Source organism: Seohaeicola nanhaiensis, assembly GCF_042654245.1.
Lineage (GTDB): Bacteria > Pseudomonadota > Alphaproteobacteria > Rhodobacterales > Rhodobacteraceae > Seohaeicola_A > Seohaeicola_A nanhaiensis.
In genome coordinates, this window is the sequence record NZ_JBHSGI010000016.1 from 43,928 (window position 1) to 61,004 (window position 17,077).

A 17,077-nucleotide genomic window follows, 5' to 3' on the forward strand; every position below is an offset into this window, starting at 1 on the left:
CGTCAGCCCTCGTTCTGACCCAGCGGGACGACATTGTCAGCCTCGGGCGCGAGTTCCTCGAAATCGAAAGCGTCGAGCCGCGCGGCGCGCTTGCCGGCGCGTTCGGCGGCCGTGGTGATCTGATCCAGATCGCCGCGCGCCTGATGGAAATGGCTGTTCAGCCGGTCGACTCGTTGCACGACGAGTTCCACGTCGCGATGCAACTGGCGCAGGGTGGTGCGGATCGCGCCCGCCTGTTCCCGCATCCGCGCGTCCTTGAGGATCGCGCGCATCGTGTTCAGCGTCGCCATGCAGGTTGTGGGAGAGACGATCCAGACCCGCGCGGCAAAGCCCTCGCGCACCAGTTCCGGGAAGTTGGCGTGCAACTCGGCATAGACCGCTTCCGAGGGCAGGAACATCAGCGCTCCGTCTGCGGTTTCGCCCTCGATGATATACCGCTCGGAGATCGCGCGGATATGCGCGCGCACCGATGCGCGCAGCAGGCCCTGGGCCTCTTTCACCTCGGCCGGGTTGGCTGCGCGGCGTAGCGCCTCATAGGCTTCGAGCGGGAATTTCGAGTCGATCGCAATGGGTCCAGGCGGATTGGGCAGGTGGATCAGGCAATCGGCCCGCTTGCCGTTCGAGAGAGTCGCCTGCAGCGCATAGCTGTCGCGCGGTAGCGCCTTGGACACGATGTCGTTCAGCTGAATCTCGCCAAAGGCGCCGCGGGTCTGCTTGTTCGACAGGATATCCTGCAGCGACAGCACATCGCCCGACAGCTTTTCGATATTGCCCTGCGCCTTGTCGATAGTGGCCAGCCGCTCCTGCAACTGGGTGAGCGAGGCGGTGGTGGCCTTGGAGCTGCCGTGCAGCGTTTCCCGCATGCGCTCCTGCATCTCCGAGAGCATGGTGGAAGATTTCAGGGCGTTTTCGGCGAGCCGGTCGGCCATCTGCTGCTGCACCGAGGCAAGGCGGCGCTCCATCGTCTGGATCATCGCCGCCTGGGCATTGGCCTGGGTGTCCGACACCGTCTGCAGGCCGCCGCGCAGCTGTTCCTGTCCGAGTCCCAGCTGCTGGGTATGGGCGGCGAGCGCCGCCATCTGCCGGGCCAGCGGTTCTGTTGCGCGGGCCGAGCGGCCTGCGGCGCGGATGGCGAGGATCAGAAGGAGCAGGAGGAGCAGGGCAAAAGCCCCGCCCGCCAGCGCCGCGATCACGGCGGGATCGTCCAGCGCATAGTCCTGCCCGGCCAGGCGTATCATGTGCGGCCGAAAAGGCGTTCGATGTCCGCCAGCTTCAGTTCCACATAGGTGGGCCGGCCGTGGTTGCACTGGCCGGAATGGGGCGTCGCCTCCATCTCGCGCAGCAGCGCATTCATCTCTTCCGCGCGCATCCGGCGGCCCGAGCGGATCGAGCCGTGGCAGGCGACGCGGGAAAGGATCGCCTCGATCCGGGCCTGCACCATCTGGCTGGAGCCCATGTCGTCCAACTCGTCCAGAATGTCCCGCAGCATCGCCTCGGCATTGACCTCTCCCAGGATCGCCGGCGTCTCGCGCACGGCCACGGCGCCGCCGCCAAAGGGTTCGATGGTCAGGCCCAGCCGGGCAAGGTCGTCGGCGACCTCCATCAGGCGGGCAGAGTCGGCGGGCGACAGATCGACGATTTCCGGAATCAGCAGGGCCTGCGCCGCGACGCCATTCTCGGCCATCTGGCGCTTGAGCTTCTCGTAGACAAGCCGTTCGTGCGCCGCGTGCTGGTCGACGATGACCATGCCCGTAGCGGTCTGGGCGATGATGTAGTTCTCGTGCACCTGCCCCCGTGCGGCGCCCAGCGGCAGGGCTTCCGCCGCCGGTTCCGGTTCGGGTGCCGGTTCCACGGTGCGGGCCGACCAGTCGCGGGCGATCTCGGCAAAGCCCGGCGCAGGGGCGGGCGCCTGCGCGGCATAGGCGGCGGTGCGCGCGCCCATCGAAGGGCGATCCATCTGATAGATGCGCGCGCCCTGCGGTTCGGGCCGCACCGCACCAAGGACTCCGGCGGCCACGGTCGAAGAGGCGCGGTGCCCGCCTTCGGCCAGCGCATGGCGCAGGGTCGATACGATCAGACCGCGCGCCAGCCCGGGATCGCGAAAGCGCACCTCGGACTTCGCCGGGTGCACGTTCACGTCGACCAGTTCCGGGGCGCAATCGATGAACAGCGCCGCCGCCGGGTGGCGGTCGCGCGCCAGCACGTCCATATAGGCGGCGCGCAGCGCACCGTAGAGCATCTTGTCTTTTACCGGACGCGTGTTGACGAACAGGAACTGTGCCACCGCCGCTCCGCGCGAATAAGTCGGCAGGGCGGCCAATCCGAACAGCCGCAGCCCCTCGCGGGTCGCGTCGATGCGCAGGGCGTTCTCGGTGAACTCGCGCCCGAGGATGGTGGACAGACGCCCGGACAGCGCGTCGAACAGGTCGCCGGTTTCGGCGTCGGCCCGGAAGACCTCGCGCCCCTCGCCGCCGCCCGAGACGTCACGGAGGCTAAAGGCGATGGCGGGCTCGGCCATGGCCAGCCGCTTGATCACATCGGTGATCGCCTGCATCTCGGAGCGGTCGCTGCGCAGGAACTTGAGCCGGGCGGGCGTGGCATAGAACAGGTCGCGCAGCTCGGCCACGGTACCGGCGCGCAGCGCGGCCGGCCGGACCGGCTCCATCGCGCCGCCGGCGACGCGGATCGAGGCGGCGGTTTCCCCGGCGACCCGGCTGGTCAGCGTCAGGCGGCCGACGGCGCCAAGCGAGGGCAGAGCCTCGCCCCGAAAGCCGAAGGTGTGGATGTCGAGAAGGTCCGACCCGTCGATCTTGGAGGTCGCGTGGCGGGCCAGGGCCAGCGGAAGGTCGTCGGCGCCGATGCCGCAGCCGTCGTCGCTGACCCGGATCAGGGTCTTGCCGCCATCCGCGACATCCACGGTGATCCGGGTGGCCCCGGCATCGATGGCGTTTTCCACCAGCTCCTTGACGGCCGAGGCCGGACGTTCGACCACCTCGCCCGCCGCGATACGATTGATCGCGGAGTCATCCAGTTGCCGGATGACAGGCCGAGAGTCGCGGATATTGGGGTTGGTGCGGGACATGGCCCCAGACCTAGCATGGATCGCGCCGATTCTGCCAGCCGCCAGATGGCGGCTTGACTTGCGGGGCGGCGCGTCCGATTGGTCGCCGCCGATGCGCGCGAAAGGCCGAACGTTTGCCCGAGTCCCCCTACGAAGCCCCAGGTTTCTATGACGCCGCGATTGCCGCCGGACGGCATCGCGAGATCGTCGGCGGCCGCTGGGACGAAACCGGGCGGGTGCAGATGGCGGCGCTGTTGGACGCGGGGCTGCAACCACATCACGTGCTGCTCGACGTCGGCGCGGGGTCGCTGCGGCTGGGCTGCAAGGCGGTGTCCTATCTCGATCCGGGCCACTATTGGGCGACGGATGCTTCGCGAGAGATTCTGCTAGCGGGGCATCGCGCGGAATTGGATAACCCGTCGCGGCTCGATCCGTCGCAGCTGGTGCAGGATGCCGATTTCGCCTTTCCGGGCGTGTCCGAGGATATCACCCACGCCATCGCCTTCGCGGTCTTCCCGCATCTGCGCCTGGAACGGTTGGAGCAGGCGCTCGACAGCCTCAAGCGATTCCCAAGGCTGGAGTGCTTCCTCTTCACTGTCTTCCTCGCGCCCTCGGCCGAGGCCGCGGCCGGGCCGGTGCGCCAGCCGGACGGGGTTGTGACCCACCGCTCACGCGCGCCCTACCACGTGCTGGAAAGCGAGGTCGCTGATCTGGCGGCCCGGCATGGCTGGCATGTCGCGCGGCAGGAGCGCATGCTGCCGCGCGGTCAGGTGCTGTTCATCGCGACGCGTACCTAGGGCTCGTCCCGCGCGACCTCGACTAGCGCGGTATGGGCGCTGCACCCCTGCCCGAGGCGCGAGGTGCCGACGTCCATCGTCAGCACGTTCGGGTTGCCGTGCGGGTCTATGTTGCCGCCGGGATCGCCGAACCAGGCGCCGGTCGGCAGGGCGACCACGCCTTCGCGGATATCCTCCGACACCACGGCCCGCGCCCGAGCCGCGCCTCGCGCGTTGAATACGCGCAGCAGGTCGCCGGTGGCTATGCCCCGCGCGGCGGCGTCCCTGGGGTGGATCACCAGTTTCTCGGGCCGCGCGCCTTCGACATCGGCGAGCGCCGCCTCGAGCTGGCTGTGCAGCTTGTCCGACGGCTGGGGCGAGACCATGTGCAGCGGCGCGGCTGGCGTGGCTGCCCCCAGCCATTCCTGCGGCGGAAGCCAGACAGGGTGGCCGGGGCAGTCGTCATAGCCGAAACCGGCGATACGCTCGGAAAAGATCTCGATCTTGCCCGAGGGCGTGCCGAGCGGCGCGGCGGCCGGATCATCGCGGAAGGGTCGGAAAATGGACCGCTGGATGTCGTCCGCACCAATCGGCAGCTTCAGCCAGTTCTGCTCTTTTAGCCCCTCATAGTCCGGCAACTCGATGCCCTGTTCGGCGGCGTTGCTGCGATATTCGGCGTAGAGCAGCGGCAGCCAGTCATCGACCGTGCGACCTTCGGTATATGTCTCGCCAATACCCATTCGCCCGGCGAGACCCGCAAAGATGGCATAGTCATCGCGCGCCTCTCCCACTGGCGGGATCAGGCGCGGCATGTGGAACAGATAGTCGTCGAGCGGCGAGCGGCCGATATCCTCACGCTCGTAAGGCGTGGTGGCGGGAAAGACGATATCGGCGCGCTTGGCGGTCGGGGTCCACCAGGGTTCGTTGACGATGATCGTCTCGGGCTTTGTCCAGGCCTCGTGCAGGCGGTTCAGATCCTGATGGTGGTGGAAGGGGTTGCCGCCGGCCCAGTAGATCAGTCGGATATCGGGGTAAGGTTCACGCCGGCCGTTGAAATCGTAAAGCTGTCCGGGGTTGCGCAGCATGTCGGCGATCCGGGCCACGGGAATGACCCGCTTCACCGGATTCGACAGTTGCGAGAAGGTCATGCCGCGCATGCCGCGGAAGGATTTGCCTATGCCGCCGATGGCGCCATAGCCAAAGCCTACACCGCCGCCCGGCAGACCGATCTGGCCCAGCATCGCCGCCAGCACCGAGGCCATCCAGTAGGGCTGCTCGCCATGCTCGCCGCGTTGCAGGGACCAGGCCACGGTGATCAGCGTGCGGGTCGAGGCCATCCTGCGGGCAAGGTCGCGGATGGTGTCGGCGTCGGTGCCGCAGAGCGGCGCGGCCCATTCCGGCGACTTCGGCGTGCCGTCGCCCTCTCCCAGCAGGTAAGGGCGGAAGCGGTCGTAACCGACGGTGCAGCGGTTCAGGAAGGCCCGGTCGGCCAGCCCCTCGGTTTCCAGCACATGGGCCAGCGCCAGCATCAGAGCGGTGTCCGAGGCCGGTCGGATTGCCAGCCAGTCGCAGCCGGGTGGCGCATCGACCCGCTGGGGCGAGACGTTCAGACAGGTGATGCCCTTGGCGTGGAAGCGTTCGAACCAGGGTGCGGTGACATGCTCGCTGACGCCGCCCATGCTGACCTGCGAGTTCTTCGGGTTGATCCCGCCGAACATCACCAGCGTCTGGGTGTTGTCGTGAATCGTCTGGTAGCTGTCCTGATGTTCGTACAGGAAGGCGAGGAATTCCTTGCCGAAGACATGCGGCATGATCGCCTGCGCGCAACCTGTGGAATAGCTGCCGAACGAGGCGACATAGCCTCCGGCGGCGTTCAGGAAGCGGTGCACCTGGCTTTGCGCGTGATGGAAGCGCCCGGCCGACGACCATCCGTACGAACCGCCGAAGATCGCCTCGTTGCCATGAGTCTTGCGGATGCGGTCGATCTCGGCCGCGGCGATGTCCAACGCCTCGTCCCAGGGCAGGTCGACATAGTCGCCGTCTCCCCGGCCGCTGCTGTCGCGCGTCGCCAGCCACGCGCGCCGGATCGCCGGGCGCGCGATGCGGCTGCGGTGGTGGACGGCTTGGGGGATGATCCGGGGAATGGCCGACGGGCTCGGGTCTGGCGCGAAGGGATGCGTGGCGACGATGGTATCGCCCTCGACCTCGACCTCGAAGGCGCCCCAGTGGCTGGAGGTGACCTTGGTAAATCTGCGGTGTCCATCGTCCATCTGAAGTCTCCCTGTCAGTCTGCTCTTGATCGCACGGGCGGCAGGTATCTGAAAGCTGTGTTGTCGGTCAGCGATCCAGACCGGCCAGAGCGTGCGAGACCGTGCGCAGCGCGGCCGTCGCCTTCCGGAACAGGGCAAAGCGGTCGTCGTGCCGGGCGCGTCGCAGCGGATCGGGGTCGTATCGGCGCGCAGCGGGCGGCTGTGCCCCGGCGGTGCGCCCCTGTGCCACCCGCGCCGCGCCCATCAGGCCGGTCTCGTGGTTGTCGGGCACCAGCACCGGTCGGTTCAGCACGTCAGCCTTCAACTGGCACAGGGCGGGTGTGGCAGCCAGGCCGCCGGAGAAGCAGACATGCGAGACCGGCGTGCCAATTGCCGTCTCCGCCCGATCGAGGATGTCGCGCGCCAGATAGTTCATGCCCTCGGCCACCGCGCGCAGCATGTCGCGGCTGTCATGCGCCGCGCTGAGGCCCAGGAAGGCGCCTCGCAGGTCGGCGTCCCAGAAGGGCGTCCGTTCGCCATCGAGATAGGGCAGGAACAGCGGCGCTGGGCGGTTGTCGACAAGGGCTGCTGCGAGGGCGCTGTGTCGGGTCGACCGGGGCACCAGCCGCTCCAGCGCCCAGTTCAGCCGGGTCGCGGCGCCCTGACTCGGGCCACCGAGCTGCCAAAGGTTTGGTCCCCATTCGACGGTCAGCAATCCCTCGGCTTTGTGCCGACAGGCCGAGATCGCCCCGGAGACGTCGCTGGTGCCCGAGATCGAATAGGCAACGCCCGGCGTCAGCGCGCCCGAGCCGAGCACGCAGGCCCAGGTGTCGATCGATCCGCAATAGACCGGAATGCCCGCCATCTGGCCCAGCGGGCCGGGCAACCCGGGCTGAACGCGCCCGACCTCGTCGAAGGGCGCGCGCGTTTCGGGCAGGATGGCGGGGTTGATCTCCAGCCGCGACAGCAGGGTCTCGTCGGCGTCCAATACGCGGGACATCGGCGTCTGCGAGATGCTGTCGGACACCGCCACGCCGGTCAGCATCAGGTTGAGGAAATCCTTGGGTTCGACGACCTTCCGCAGGCCGGCCCAGACCTCTGGCTGGTGGTGCCGCACCCAAAGCAGGCGGGCCAGCGGGTCGAAGGGGCCGACGGTGTCCAGCCCCGTCGTCGTGGCGCGGAGTGTGGCCAGCACCTCGGCTGCCCGGGAATCCTGAAAGGTGATGGCAGAGCGCAGGACGGTGTTGCCCGTACCCAGAAACACCTGACTGCGGGTGAATCCGCAGCCCGCGACGGCGATCACGCGGCTGAAGTCCGCGCCCTGGGACACCAGATCGCGGCAGGCGATCTGAAAGGCCTGCCACCAGGCCATCGGATCAGCCTCGAACCGCGCCTTGCCGTCGCCGGCGATCCTCAGCGGTTTGCGGACCGAGACGTGAAACACGCCGTCATCGCCGACCAGGGCCAGCCGCAGACTGCTGCCGCCAAGATCGAAGGCGAGTATCTGTGGCATGTCGGTTGGCCCCATTCTGCTTTGGCTGATGGAATAGGGCATGGACGGGCGCGGGGCAATTCGGGTCTCAGTGGACCCGGTTGACCTCGCCGCTCAGGATATAATGCGCGAGGTTGTCGGCTGTCAGGTCGCCGCCGTCGAGCGTGATCTGGTTCTCGCCCGTGCGCAGGATGGTCACGCGATCGGCCAGGGCGGCCACATCCTTCATCGCGTGGCTGATCAGGATCACCGTCTTTCCGGCCTTCTTGAGCGATCGGACGAGGTGCAGCACCTGCTCGGTCTCGCGCACGCCAAGCGCGGCTGTGGGTTCGTCGAGGATCACCACATTGGCGTTCCAACGCAGCGCCCGGCAGATCGCCACCGCCTGCCGCTGGCCGCCCGATAGCGCGTTCACCTTGGCGTTCATGTCGGTGATCGTGTCGTTCAGCTGTGCCATGTAGCCCAGCGACTCGCGCCGCATCCGCGCCTTGTCGAGCAGGCGCAGCCCCAGCACGTTGCGCGTCAGCTCGGCCCCCATGAAGATGTTCTGATAAATCGCCATGTCGGGCGCAACGGCCAGATCCTGATGGATCGTCGCCAGCCCGGCCTTCAGCGAGGCGGTCGGCGACTCGAACCGCCGCGCCTCGCCGTCGACCAGCAGGTCGCCCCGGTCGGGCTGTTCCACCCCGGCCAGGATCTTGATCAGGGTGGACTTGCCTGCGCCGTTGTCTCCGCAGATCGCATGGATTTCGCCCTCGGCCACATCAAGGCTGACACCGCGCAGGGCTTCGACTGCGCCGTAATTCTTGAAGATGTTGCGGGCCGAGATCTTGATCATGCGGGTCTCGCGGGGGCAGGGCGGCGCAGGCGGCCGGTTACTTGATGAACTGGTCGACGTTGTTCTTGTCGACGAGCGTGGCCGGGATGAACAGATAGGGTCCGGGGACGAGATCGGCCTTGGCCTTACCGTCGACGGCGATCTGCTTCATCATGTCCACCGCCTTGGCGGCCATGTCCTCGAAGGGAATGGCGACGGTGGCGGTCATCATCGACTCGGGGTCCTTGATCCGGCGGAAGACTTCCTGCCCACCGTCGATGGACACCAGCGAGACGTCGCCTTTGTTCAGCCCCGATTCCTTCAGCAGGTCGTCGATGATCAGCGCCTGACCGTCGAAGCTGGCCCAGATGCCCTGAAACTTCCCTGCATTCTGAAGGATCAGCGCGCTCATCCCGTTGCGCACGTCATCCTGCCAGGACTTGGTGCGCGCCATGGAATGCTCGCCCAGCACCGTGACCTGCGGGTTTTCCTTGAGAACCACATCTGTCACCTCGCCGCGAATCCGCGCGCCGGTGTTGGATTCGAATTTCTGCAGCAGAACGCTGCCCTCAAAGTTCATCGTACCCAGCAGATAGATCGCCGCTTCGGACGCCATCACGTATTCGTTGGGCGTCACGTCGAACAGCGTATGCGGGCTGGCGCCGGACGAAATGGTGATGACCGGGATCCCGGCCTCTTTCGCGGCAAGGAACTGCGCGTCGAACTGCACCGGCTTCGACATGCACAGGATCATGCCGTCGACGCCCTTCTGGATCAGGTTGTCGAGCTGCGAGGCGTGGGTTTCCAGCGCGCCGTTCGAGTTCAGGACCTGCGTGGTCCAGCCCAGCTTCTCGGCCTCGGCGCCGACGGTATTGGCGCAGCGGGCCTGGGTCTCGGCCGACATCTGGAAGGCGACGACGCCCAGTTCGAAGGCAGTGGCCTGAGTGGCGGCAAGCGCCCCGGCAAGACCGGCGGCGGCGAGGAGGGCATTGAATGTCTTCATGGTGAGTCTCCCTGTTTTTGTTAGAGAGCGAAGGCCGCTCTTTTCAAGACGGACGCCGAGACGGCGACCGAAGCAATGATGATGATGCCAAGCATGATGTCCTGGATGTAGTATTGGGCGCCCAGCAGTACCAGCCCGTTGGACAGCATGACGATGATCAGCGCGCCGACGAAAGAGCCGAGGATATTGGGCTTGGCCGGGGTGAACATGGTCATGCCGAGCAGCGTCGCGGCAATGCCGTTCAGCATGAAGTCGCCCGCCATCTGCGGCGCGGCGGACGACAGGTTGGCCACCAGGAAAACCGCCGTCACGCCGGCGGCCAGACCCGAGATCGTCAGTGCCAGAATCTTGCAGTTGCGCGTATTGATGCCCGAGCGGCGCGCGGCCTCCTCGTTCTCGCCTGTGGCCTGGATGTGGACGCCGGTGCGGGTCTGCGTCGACAGGATCAGCGCGGCCGCCAGGATGACGAGGGTGAACAGGATGATGACGGGTACGACGCCCAGCTTGCCGCGCCCCAGGAACAGGAAGTTGGCGTCCCAGCGCCCCACGAAGGCAACGCCGCCGGTGATCATGAAGGCCAGCCCGTTGGCAATCGAGGCGGTGCCGAGCGTCGAGATCAGCGAGGGCACCTTGAGGATGGTCACGAGAAAGCCGTTCAACAGGCCCGCCGCGATGCCGCAGGCGATCCCGGCGGCGACGGCCAGGGGCCAGGCGACCTCGGTCGAGATCAGGCTGCCGATCACGACCGCCGACAGGCTGCAGACGTTGGCAAAGGACAGATCAAGCTCGGACGAGATCAGCGCGAAGGTGAAGCCGAAGGACAGGATCGACAGGAAGCTGACTTGTTTGAGCACGTTCAGCAGGTTGGCGGTCGAGGCGAAGTTGGGCGCAAAGGACAGCAGGAACAGGAACAGCACGATCCCGGCCACGAAGGTTCCGTAGACTTCGACGAGTTTCTTCAGGGTCATCTCATCTGTTCCGGCGTGGACGTCATCCGAGGCATTGCGGCGGGCAGCTCTTGGTCCAGAATGGTTCGGTGGGGCGGGTGGTGTCATGATCGCGATAGCCGGCAGGGGCAGGGTTCACCTCGCCCCACCAGCCGTGGGCGCACATGCTCCGCCAGGCCATCTGATCCTCGAGCGTGCGTTCGGGCGTGTCATGCGCCGCCTTCAGCGCGGCCCAGGCGGTGCGGACCGCCTTGTCGGTCGCGTCGCTGGGCGTCGCGATATAGTCGAAGAAGGCGCCGGTCAGGGCCTCCATCTCGGCGGCGATTTCGGGCCATTCGTCGCGCTTGAGATGCCAGGCGCCCAGCCAGTCGGCCACCACCGCCTCGATGGCGCCCGCGCGACCCAGATCGGCGAAACGGGCGGTGGTCAGCAGCATGTGCCGCGTCAGCTCGGCCGCGGCATGATCGCGCCGGGCCTGTTCCGCAGCCGATTTCATCGCTTCGATCGAGCGGTCGGCCTGGGCGTTGAATTCCGCGAGCATATGAGTCATGACGCCGCCTTCTTTCCTACTGCGTTGAAATTGTCGAGACTTCCCACGCAGTCCGCGATCCTTTCGAACATCGCATCGGCGTCCAGCGTGCCAATCACGTGGGCGTTTGCAGGCTGCCCACCCCGGCCCCACCAGTCGATGGTCGACCGCCCGACGGTCGGTCCTTCGGCGGTTTCGATATCGATATGGCAGTCGCGCCCTTCGAACAGTTCGGGCCAGAGCAGCCACGCGACTGTGCAGGGGTCGTGCATCGGATGCCCCTCGCCACCGCCGAGCGACGCCCCGCCCGGCCGTTCGCGGCGCAGCATAGACAGGATCTGCGCCTGAACCGGTCCGGTCGCATCGAACCGGGTCAGACGCGCGGGCGAGGCCACGGCCTGATAGGTCGCATTCAGAGGGAAAAGCGTGATCGGGATGCCCGAGCCGAAGATGATGGCGGCCGCGTGGGGATCAACGAAGAAGTTGAATTCGGCGGCGGCGGTCATGTTGCCGAGATCGCGCGCGCCGCCCATGATCACCAGCCGCTCGATCTTGCCGGCGATTTCCGGCGCGAGGCGCAGCGCGAGCGCGATATTGGTAAGCGGCCCCAGAGCGCAAATGGTCGTGGGAGTGGAACTGGCGCTCAGGTATTCGGCCAGGTAGGTCACCGCATGAAGCCCCCGCGCCGTCTCGGTCGGCTCGGGCAGGGCCATTCCGGCCAGACCGTCGGCACCGCAGATGAACTCGGCGGTGTGCAACGGGCGCAGGATCGGCTGCGCTGCGCCGGCATAGACAGGGATGTCACCGCGCCCGGCCAACTGGCAGATCTTCAGGGCATTGGCACAGGTCTGGGCCACGCCGACATTGCCAGCCACCGCCGTGACGCCGACGACATTCAGGCGGTCCGGCACGCTCAGCGCCAGAAGGATCGCCAGAGCGTCGTCCTGGCCCGGATCGGTGTCGATGATGATGCGCTTGGTCATGCCCGTCCCGGTCAGCCCCCCGGCCTTGGCGCTTGCTCGGCGCCGGAATTTATCTTAGCAACTAAGATAACCAGCAGTTAAGAGAATGGGCGCAGTGTCTGTCAAGCCGCAAAGCACGCCGACCCAGACCGAAGACCGGGTGGCCCGGCTGGAACGGCTGGATCGCACGATCCGGGCCGCCAGCGCGCAGCGCACGCTGTATTCCGGCGTGCTTGCCAGCAAGCTGGGTCTGCACCAGACCGACCTTGAATGCCTGTTCATCATCACGCTGGGCGAAAAGGTGACGCCGGGCAGGCTGGCGCAGGAAACCGGGCTGACCTCGGGCGCGATCACCGGCGTGGTCGACCGTATCGAGCGCGCCGGCTACATCCGGCGCGTGCGCGATACCAATGACCGCCGTCGTCTCTTCCTCGAGCCGGTGGCCGACCGGATCGAGGAAATCCGCGCGATTAACCGTCGGGCGTTTCATTCCTGGATGCGGGAATTGGCGCGCTACTCCGAAAGGGATCTGGATGTTCTTCTGGAGTTTGCCGAGAAGAACTATCTAGCGGCGGTAAATGCGACGATAAAACTGCGCCGCGAAGTGCGAGAGGACGGAGCCGCGGCAGGTCGGGGGATTTCCGGCACCTGAGGCGATCTGCCAATCTTCTGAGCAATTCGCAGTCAAAATTCTCGCTTAGGAAAATCTGCTTGCGGAAGGCGCCCGTCAGGGTTGTGACAGTATGGTTTCGGGCTCTATTTGATGCCGGGCAACCTTGTAAATTGAAGAATTCAAAGCCAGCATGTCGCGCGGCTCTGGCCTTGTTTTGGCTGATCTGAGGGATCGGGGAACCGATGATAACCGTAAACAGTTGAAAAATTGCCGCCCCGGCAGAACCGGAGCGGCGGATGCAAGTCAAAGAAATAGATCAGACCGCAATGGCCTGGATAATGAAAGACGTGAAACAATCACGCCCTCATCGTCACTCACGAAAGGAACGATGTTAAAAGGTTAACGCCGTCGGCGCGCGGGGTCATGACCCATTTGGATCAAAAGCGCTGCGACCTGCGAAAACGGACGGATGCTGCAGACGGGGGGAGAGGACAGATAGACGACAGTCCGAGACCATACATGGCGGGAGGAGACACACGTGATCGCGTGATCGCCGCGATTTACGAATCGGTGATCCGGCCCGAACTATACGATGCCTTCATGGACGCCTGGGACACGCATATCGAGGCGGCCCTCGCCGCGCGCGATGTTGCGACCTCGGACACGCCGCCGGATGCGATCGAGATCGATCCGGAGTTGAGCGCACACTTTGTCCGGGCCTACGAAATTCTCGAACAGATTGGACGGCGGTCAGAGCCGCAGAAGCCACTGGACCGGATTGCAACTTCGGCTGGTTTTGCCCTTGTTCTGGATCTGAACGGACGCGTGCTGGCGGCCAGCGCGGTCGCGAAGGAAATGCTGGGAGCGGCATTGGATCTGGCCGCGCTGCAGGCCGAGTTGAGCGCGCCGTCTACCGAGGTACTGGCGCATCTAATCCGTGCGGGGCAAGAAGGCGAACCAGATGCAGCGCCCGTGGTACTTGCCACGGCGCTGCCGCCCCGGCATCTGATGGCCCGACTCGAGCCGGGGCTCATCTCCGGCGCCCCGGCAGTGGTCGTCGAGGCGATGGAATACCAGTGGAGCGCTTCGGTCGAGGCCATGCTGGTCGCCTCTTTCGGCCTCTCGCGCGCCGAAGTCGAAATCGTCCGCCAACTCCTCGCCGGGCGCAGCCTGCGGCAGATCGCAGAGCATTCGGGCCGGTCCGAGCACACGGTGCGCAACCAGGCCAAGGCGGTTCTGGCCAAGACCGGGGCGCCGGGACAGGTCGACCTGATCCGCTTGATCGTCTTCCTGATCAATCAGCTGAACGCCGAGGCACGCAACGCGGCCGTGGCGACGTTGCCCGAAGAACTGCTCACAACTGGCGGAGGACGCACGACGCAGGTGTTCCGCCTCGACGCGCGCGGCTCGCGCGCGGTGATCTACATCCACGGCATGATCGACGGCATGGCCCCGCTGACCTATCTGCGCGATGCCTTCCGACGCCGCCGTCTCAGCGTCATCGCGCCGGTGCGGCCCGGGTTTGGCCGGACGACGGCCGTTCCCCGCTATGAACAGGCGATAGACATCCACGCCGAGGACGTGGCGCGGGTCATCGACCATTATGGCCTCGTCCGGCCGGTGATCCTCACGCAACTGGGCGGCGGACTTTATGGCCATGCCCTCGCGCGGCGTCTGGGCCGCCGTGTGGCCGGTCTGGTGGCGGTTTCGGGGCCGGTGCCGTTCACCCGTCTGAAGGATTTCACCGACATGGCAGCGCGGCAGCGGGTGGTCGCCTATACGGCGCGCTTTGCCCCGGCGCTGTTGCCGACGGTCCTTCGGGCGGGGATCGCCCAGGTCGACGGCAAGGGTGTCGAAGAGTTCCTCTCGGCGCTCTTCAAGCCAGGTACCCAGGAAAACGACATGATCCAACGGCTTGATCTGGCGCCGGTGCTTTATGCCGGCTTCCGATTCTCGGTCGAGCAGGGGCCGGCCGGATTTGCCACAGACAGCCATTTCATCGTGCGGGACTGGAGCCGCGAGATCGACGCCCGGCTGGCGCCGACCATCTGCATCAATGGCGCGCATGACCCGGTGGTGTCGGCGCAACGTGTCGTCGCCTGCATGGCGGGCCGACCCAATGTCGAGGTGCGGGTGCTGCCCGAGGCGGGGCAGCTCGCGCTCTACGAACAGCCCGAAGCGGTGTTCGAGGCCATCGAGGACATTTTCGCGATGGCCGAGACCCAAAGCGGCAAATAGCGGCCGTCACCCCGCGTCCCGTTGATTGCCGTGCGGCTCTGGGGCAAGCTGAGTTCTGGGCCGCGTGCCCGCTGCCAGAAGGATCCAGCGCCATGAACGAGATCGCACCCAAGCCGGCCTTCCGCTATGTCGGCACCCGGCCCGTCCGCCCCGATGGGGTGGCCAAGGTAACGGGTACGGCGCGCTATGGCAGCGATTACCACCCGCCCGGCGTGCTCTGGGGCAAGATGCTTCGCAGCCCGCATGCCCATGCGCGCATACTCTCCATCGACCCGACGCGTGCCGAGGCGCTGCCCGGTGTGCTCGCGGTCGTGACCGGCTCCGATTTCCCTGACCTTCCGTTCCAGTTCTCAGGCCCCGAGCGGCTGGAGCGAAACGTCTGGTATGACCTGCGCAACGTGATGGCGCGCGAAAAGGCGTACTATCACGGCCATCCCCTTGCCGCCGTGGCCGCGCGTGACGAGGCGACCGCCAAGGCGGCGCTGGCGCTGATCGCCGTGGAGTACGAGGTGCTGCCCCATGTTACCGGGTTGGAAGAGGCGATGGCCGAGGACGCGCCGCTGGTGCACGAGGACATGTTCACCCGCAACGTGACGCCGAAACCCTCCCGTCCGTCGAACATCGCGCGCCGGTGGGAATCGACTGTGGGGGATGTCGCCAGCGGCTTTGCCGAGGCGGATGTGATCGTCGAAGAGACCTTCCGCAACGACCCGGTGCACCAGGGCTATATCGAACCGCATGCCTGCGTCGCGGAATATGCCGGCGACGGCACCGCGCATCTCTGGGTGTCGAGCCAGGGTCACTTCCAGATGCGCGACCTGACCGCGCTGTTCACCGGCATGCGCGCCGGCGATATCCGTGCGACCGCGGCCGAGATCGGCGGCGGGTTCGGCGGTAAGACCAAGGTCTATCTCGAACCGGTGGCGATGATGCTGTCGAAAAAGGCCGGTCGCCCCGTGCGCATGGTAATGACCCGGGAAGAGGTCTTTCGCGCCACCGGCCCCGGCTCGGACACCCGGGTGCGGGTGAAGATCGGCGCGAAGAAGGACGGCACCATCGTCGCCGGCGAGGCAGAACTGGCCTATAACTCCGGCGCCTTCCCGGGATCGCCCTTCATCAACGGCTGTCTCTGCGTCTTCGCGCAATACGCCATCCCGAACCAGCGAACCGTCGCGGTCGACGTGGTCTCCAACAGGGCGATGACGGCGGCCTATCGCGCGCCGGGCGCCCCGCAGTCGAATTTCGCCTGCGAGGGTGTCCTGGATGTCCTCGCCAAGAAGCTCGGCATGGATCCCTTCGATCTGCGCATCCGCAATGCGATCAGGGCCGGCGATCCACAGGTGGGCGACCGCAAGATGAGCCATGATGGATTTGCCGAGATGTTGCAGCGGCTGAAGGCGCATCCCGACTATGCTCGGCCGCTGGGTCCGAACCAGGGGCGCGGCGTCTCGACCGGCTATTGGCACAACGCCGGCGGCGACTCGAGCGCGACGGTCTTCGTCAACACTGACGGCACGATCTCGGTGGCGACCGGCAGCCCTGATATCGGAGGCAGCCGCGCCTCGATGGCTCTGATGGCGGCCGAGACCTTCGGGATCCCCTACGAACGGGTGCATTCCGAAATTCATGACACTGCCTCGGTCGGCTATTCCTTCATCACCGGCGGCTCGCGGGTGACCTTCGCAACGGGCACCGCCGTGGTACGCGCCTGCGAGGCGGTGATCGGCCAGCTGAAGGCGCGCGCGGCGCAGATTTGGGGCGTGGAGGTCGAGGCGGTGGACTGGTCGGACGGCGCGGCGCGCCCGTCCTCGACCAACGTCGGCCGGTTCGAAGCGCTGACGATCGAGGATCTGGCGGCCAAGGCAAGTGCAACGGGCGGGCATTTCGGCGCGTCGCATTCCGAGAACATGACCGGCCACGCGCCGGGGGTCAGCGCGATGTTCTGCGACGTTGAGGTCGACTCCGAGACCGGCGCGGTGAAGGTGGTGAAATTTGTCGCCGCCCAGGACGCGGGGCAGGCGATTCACCCCTCCTATGTCGAAGGCCAGATTCAGGGCGCCGTCGCCCAGGGCATCGGCTGGGCGTTGAACGAAGGTTACGTCTACGGTGCCGATGGGGTGCTGCAGAACGCCGGATGGCTCGACTACCGGATGCCGGTAGCCTCGGACCTGCCGATGATCGAGCCGGTCGTGGTGGAAATCCCCAATGCCAACCATCCCTACGGGGTTAAGGGCGTGGCCGAGGCTGGGATGGTCGCGGCTCTGGCCTGCGTGGCGAATGCGGTGGCGGATGCGGCGAAGCGGCGGATGACCCATCTGCCGATCAACCCGCCGCGTCTTCTGGAGGCGCTGGACGAGCGCGGCGCCGAGCTCTGATCCGCCCGGCGCCGG

The 17,077-nt window shown here is 66.4% G+C and carries 13 protein-coding genes; 4 read left to right on the forward strand and 9 right to left on the reverse strand.

The genetic code is table 11. The features are described from left to right. Positions 1-2 precede the first annotated feature (2 nt). Both ACFO5X_RS13645 and mutL read right to left on the reverse strand, forming a co-directional pair. Complete coding sequence (locus tag ACFO5X_RS13645) at positions 3-1,238, reverse strand: DNA recombination protein RmuC (protein WP_380718033.1); 1,236 nt, start codon at positions 1,236-1,238, stop codon at positions 3-5. Continuing rightward, complete coding sequence (gene mutL, locus ACFO5X_RS13650; RefSeq protein WP_380718034.1) at positions 1,235-3,082, reverse strand: DNA mismatch repair endonuclease MutL; 1,848 nt, start codon at positions 3,080-3,082, stop codon at positions 1,235-1,237. The genes ACFO5X_RS13645 and mutL overlap by 4 nt, the downstream gene beginning before the upstream one ends. 113 nt (positions 3,083-3,195) lie before the next feature. Between mutL and ACFO5X_RS13655 the strand changes: the two genes are divergently transcribed. Beyond that, the gene (locus tag ACFO5X_RS13655) at positions 3,196-3,858 is read left to right on the forward strand and encodes a class I SAM-dependent methyltransferase (protein ID WP_380718035.1); all 663 of its coding nucleotides are present in this window, start codon (positions 3,196-3,198) and stop codon (positions 3,856-3,858) included. Here ACFO5X_RS13655 and ACFO5X_RS13660 read toward each other — a convergent pair. The 7 genes from ACFO5X_RS13660 to ACFO5X_RS13690 form a co-directional block, all read right to left on the reverse strand. After that, positions 3,855-6,107 carry a molybdopterin-dependent oxidoreductase gene (locus ACFO5X_RS13660; RefSeq protein WP_380718036.1) on the reverse strand — a complete coding sequence of 751 codons (2,253 nt, stop codon included), beginning with the start codon at positions 6,105-6,107 and terminating at the stop codon, positions 3,855-3,857. The two genes, ACFO5X_RS13655 and ACFO5X_RS13660, sit on opposite strands and share 4 nt — an antisense overlap. 67 nt (positions 6,108-6,174) lie before the next feature. Continuing rightward, complete coding sequence (locus ACFO5X_RS13665) at positions 6,175-7,599, reverse strand: xylulokinase (protein ID WP_380718037.1); 1,425 nt, start codon at positions 7,597-7,599, stop codon at positions 6,175-6,177. 67 nt (positions 7,600-7,666) lie between these two features. Then, positions 7,667-8,416 carry an ATP-binding cassette domain-containing protein gene (locus ACFO5X_RS13670; protein WP_380718038.1) on the reverse strand — a complete coding sequence of 250 codons (750 nt, stop codon included), beginning with the start codon at positions 8,414-8,416 and terminating at the stop codon, positions 7,667-7,669. Between the two features lie 37 nt (positions 8,417-8,453). Continuing rightward, positions 8,454-9,398: a sugar ABC transporter substrate-binding protein gene (locus ACFO5X_RS13675; RefSeq protein ID WP_380718039.1), complete on the reverse strand. Its 945-nt coding sequence runs from the start codon at positions 9,396-9,398 to the stop codon at positions 8,454-8,456. A 20-nt stretch (positions 9,399-9,418) separates the two neighbouring features. Continuing rightward, positions 9,419-10,366: an ABC transporter permease gene (locus tag ACFO5X_RS13680; protein WP_380718040.1), complete on the reverse strand. Its 948-nt coding sequence runs from the start codon at positions 10,364-10,366 to the stop codon at positions 9,419-9,421. A gap of 22 nt (positions 10,367-10,388) precedes the next feature. Then, a complete protein-coding gene (locus ACFO5X_RS13685; protein WP_380718041.1) occupies positions 10,389-10,895 on the reverse strand; it encodes a hypothetical protein in 507 nt (168 codons plus the stop codon). Beyond that, positions 10,892-11,857, reverse strand: coding sequence for a nucleoside hydrolase (locus ACFO5X_RS13690; RefSeq protein ID WP_380718042.1), 966 nt, complete (start codon positions 11,855-11,857; stop codon positions 10,892-10,894). The genes ACFO5X_RS13685 and ACFO5X_RS13690 overlap by 4 nt, the downstream gene beginning before the upstream one ends. Before the next feature lie 85 nt (positions 11,858-11,942). Here ACFO5X_RS13690 and ACFO5X_RS13695 point away from each other — a divergent pair, with 85 nt between their 5' ends. The 3 genes from ACFO5X_RS13695 to ACFO5X_RS13705 all read left to right on the forward strand — a co-directional run bounded on the left by ACFO5X_RS13695 (position 11,943) and on the right by ACFO5X_RS13705 (position 17,062). After that, positions 11,943-12,488 carry a MarR family winged helix-turn-helix transcriptional regulator gene (locus ACFO5X_RS13695; RefSeq protein WP_380718043.1) on the forward strand — a complete coding sequence of 182 codons (546 nt, stop codon included), beginning with the start codon at positions 11,943-11,945 and terminating at the stop codon, positions 12,486-12,488. Between the two features lie 480 nt (positions 12,489-12,968). After that, on the forward strand, positions 12,969-14,687 hold the full coding sequence (locus ACFO5X_RS13700) for a bifunctional helix-turn-helix transcriptional regulator/alpha/beta hydrolase (protein ID WP_380718044.1): 1,719 nt from the start codon (positions 12,969-12,971) through the stop codon (positions 14,685-14,687). Positions 14,688-14,779: 92 nt separating this feature from the next. Continuing rightward, positions 14,780-17,062, forward strand: coding sequence for a xanthine dehydrogenase family protein molybdopterin-binding subunit (locus ACFO5X_RS13705; RefSeq protein ID WP_380718045.1), 2,283 nt, complete (start codon positions 14,780-14,782; stop codon positions 17,060-17,062). The last annotated feature ends 15 nt before the right edge of the window (positions 17,063-17,077 follow it).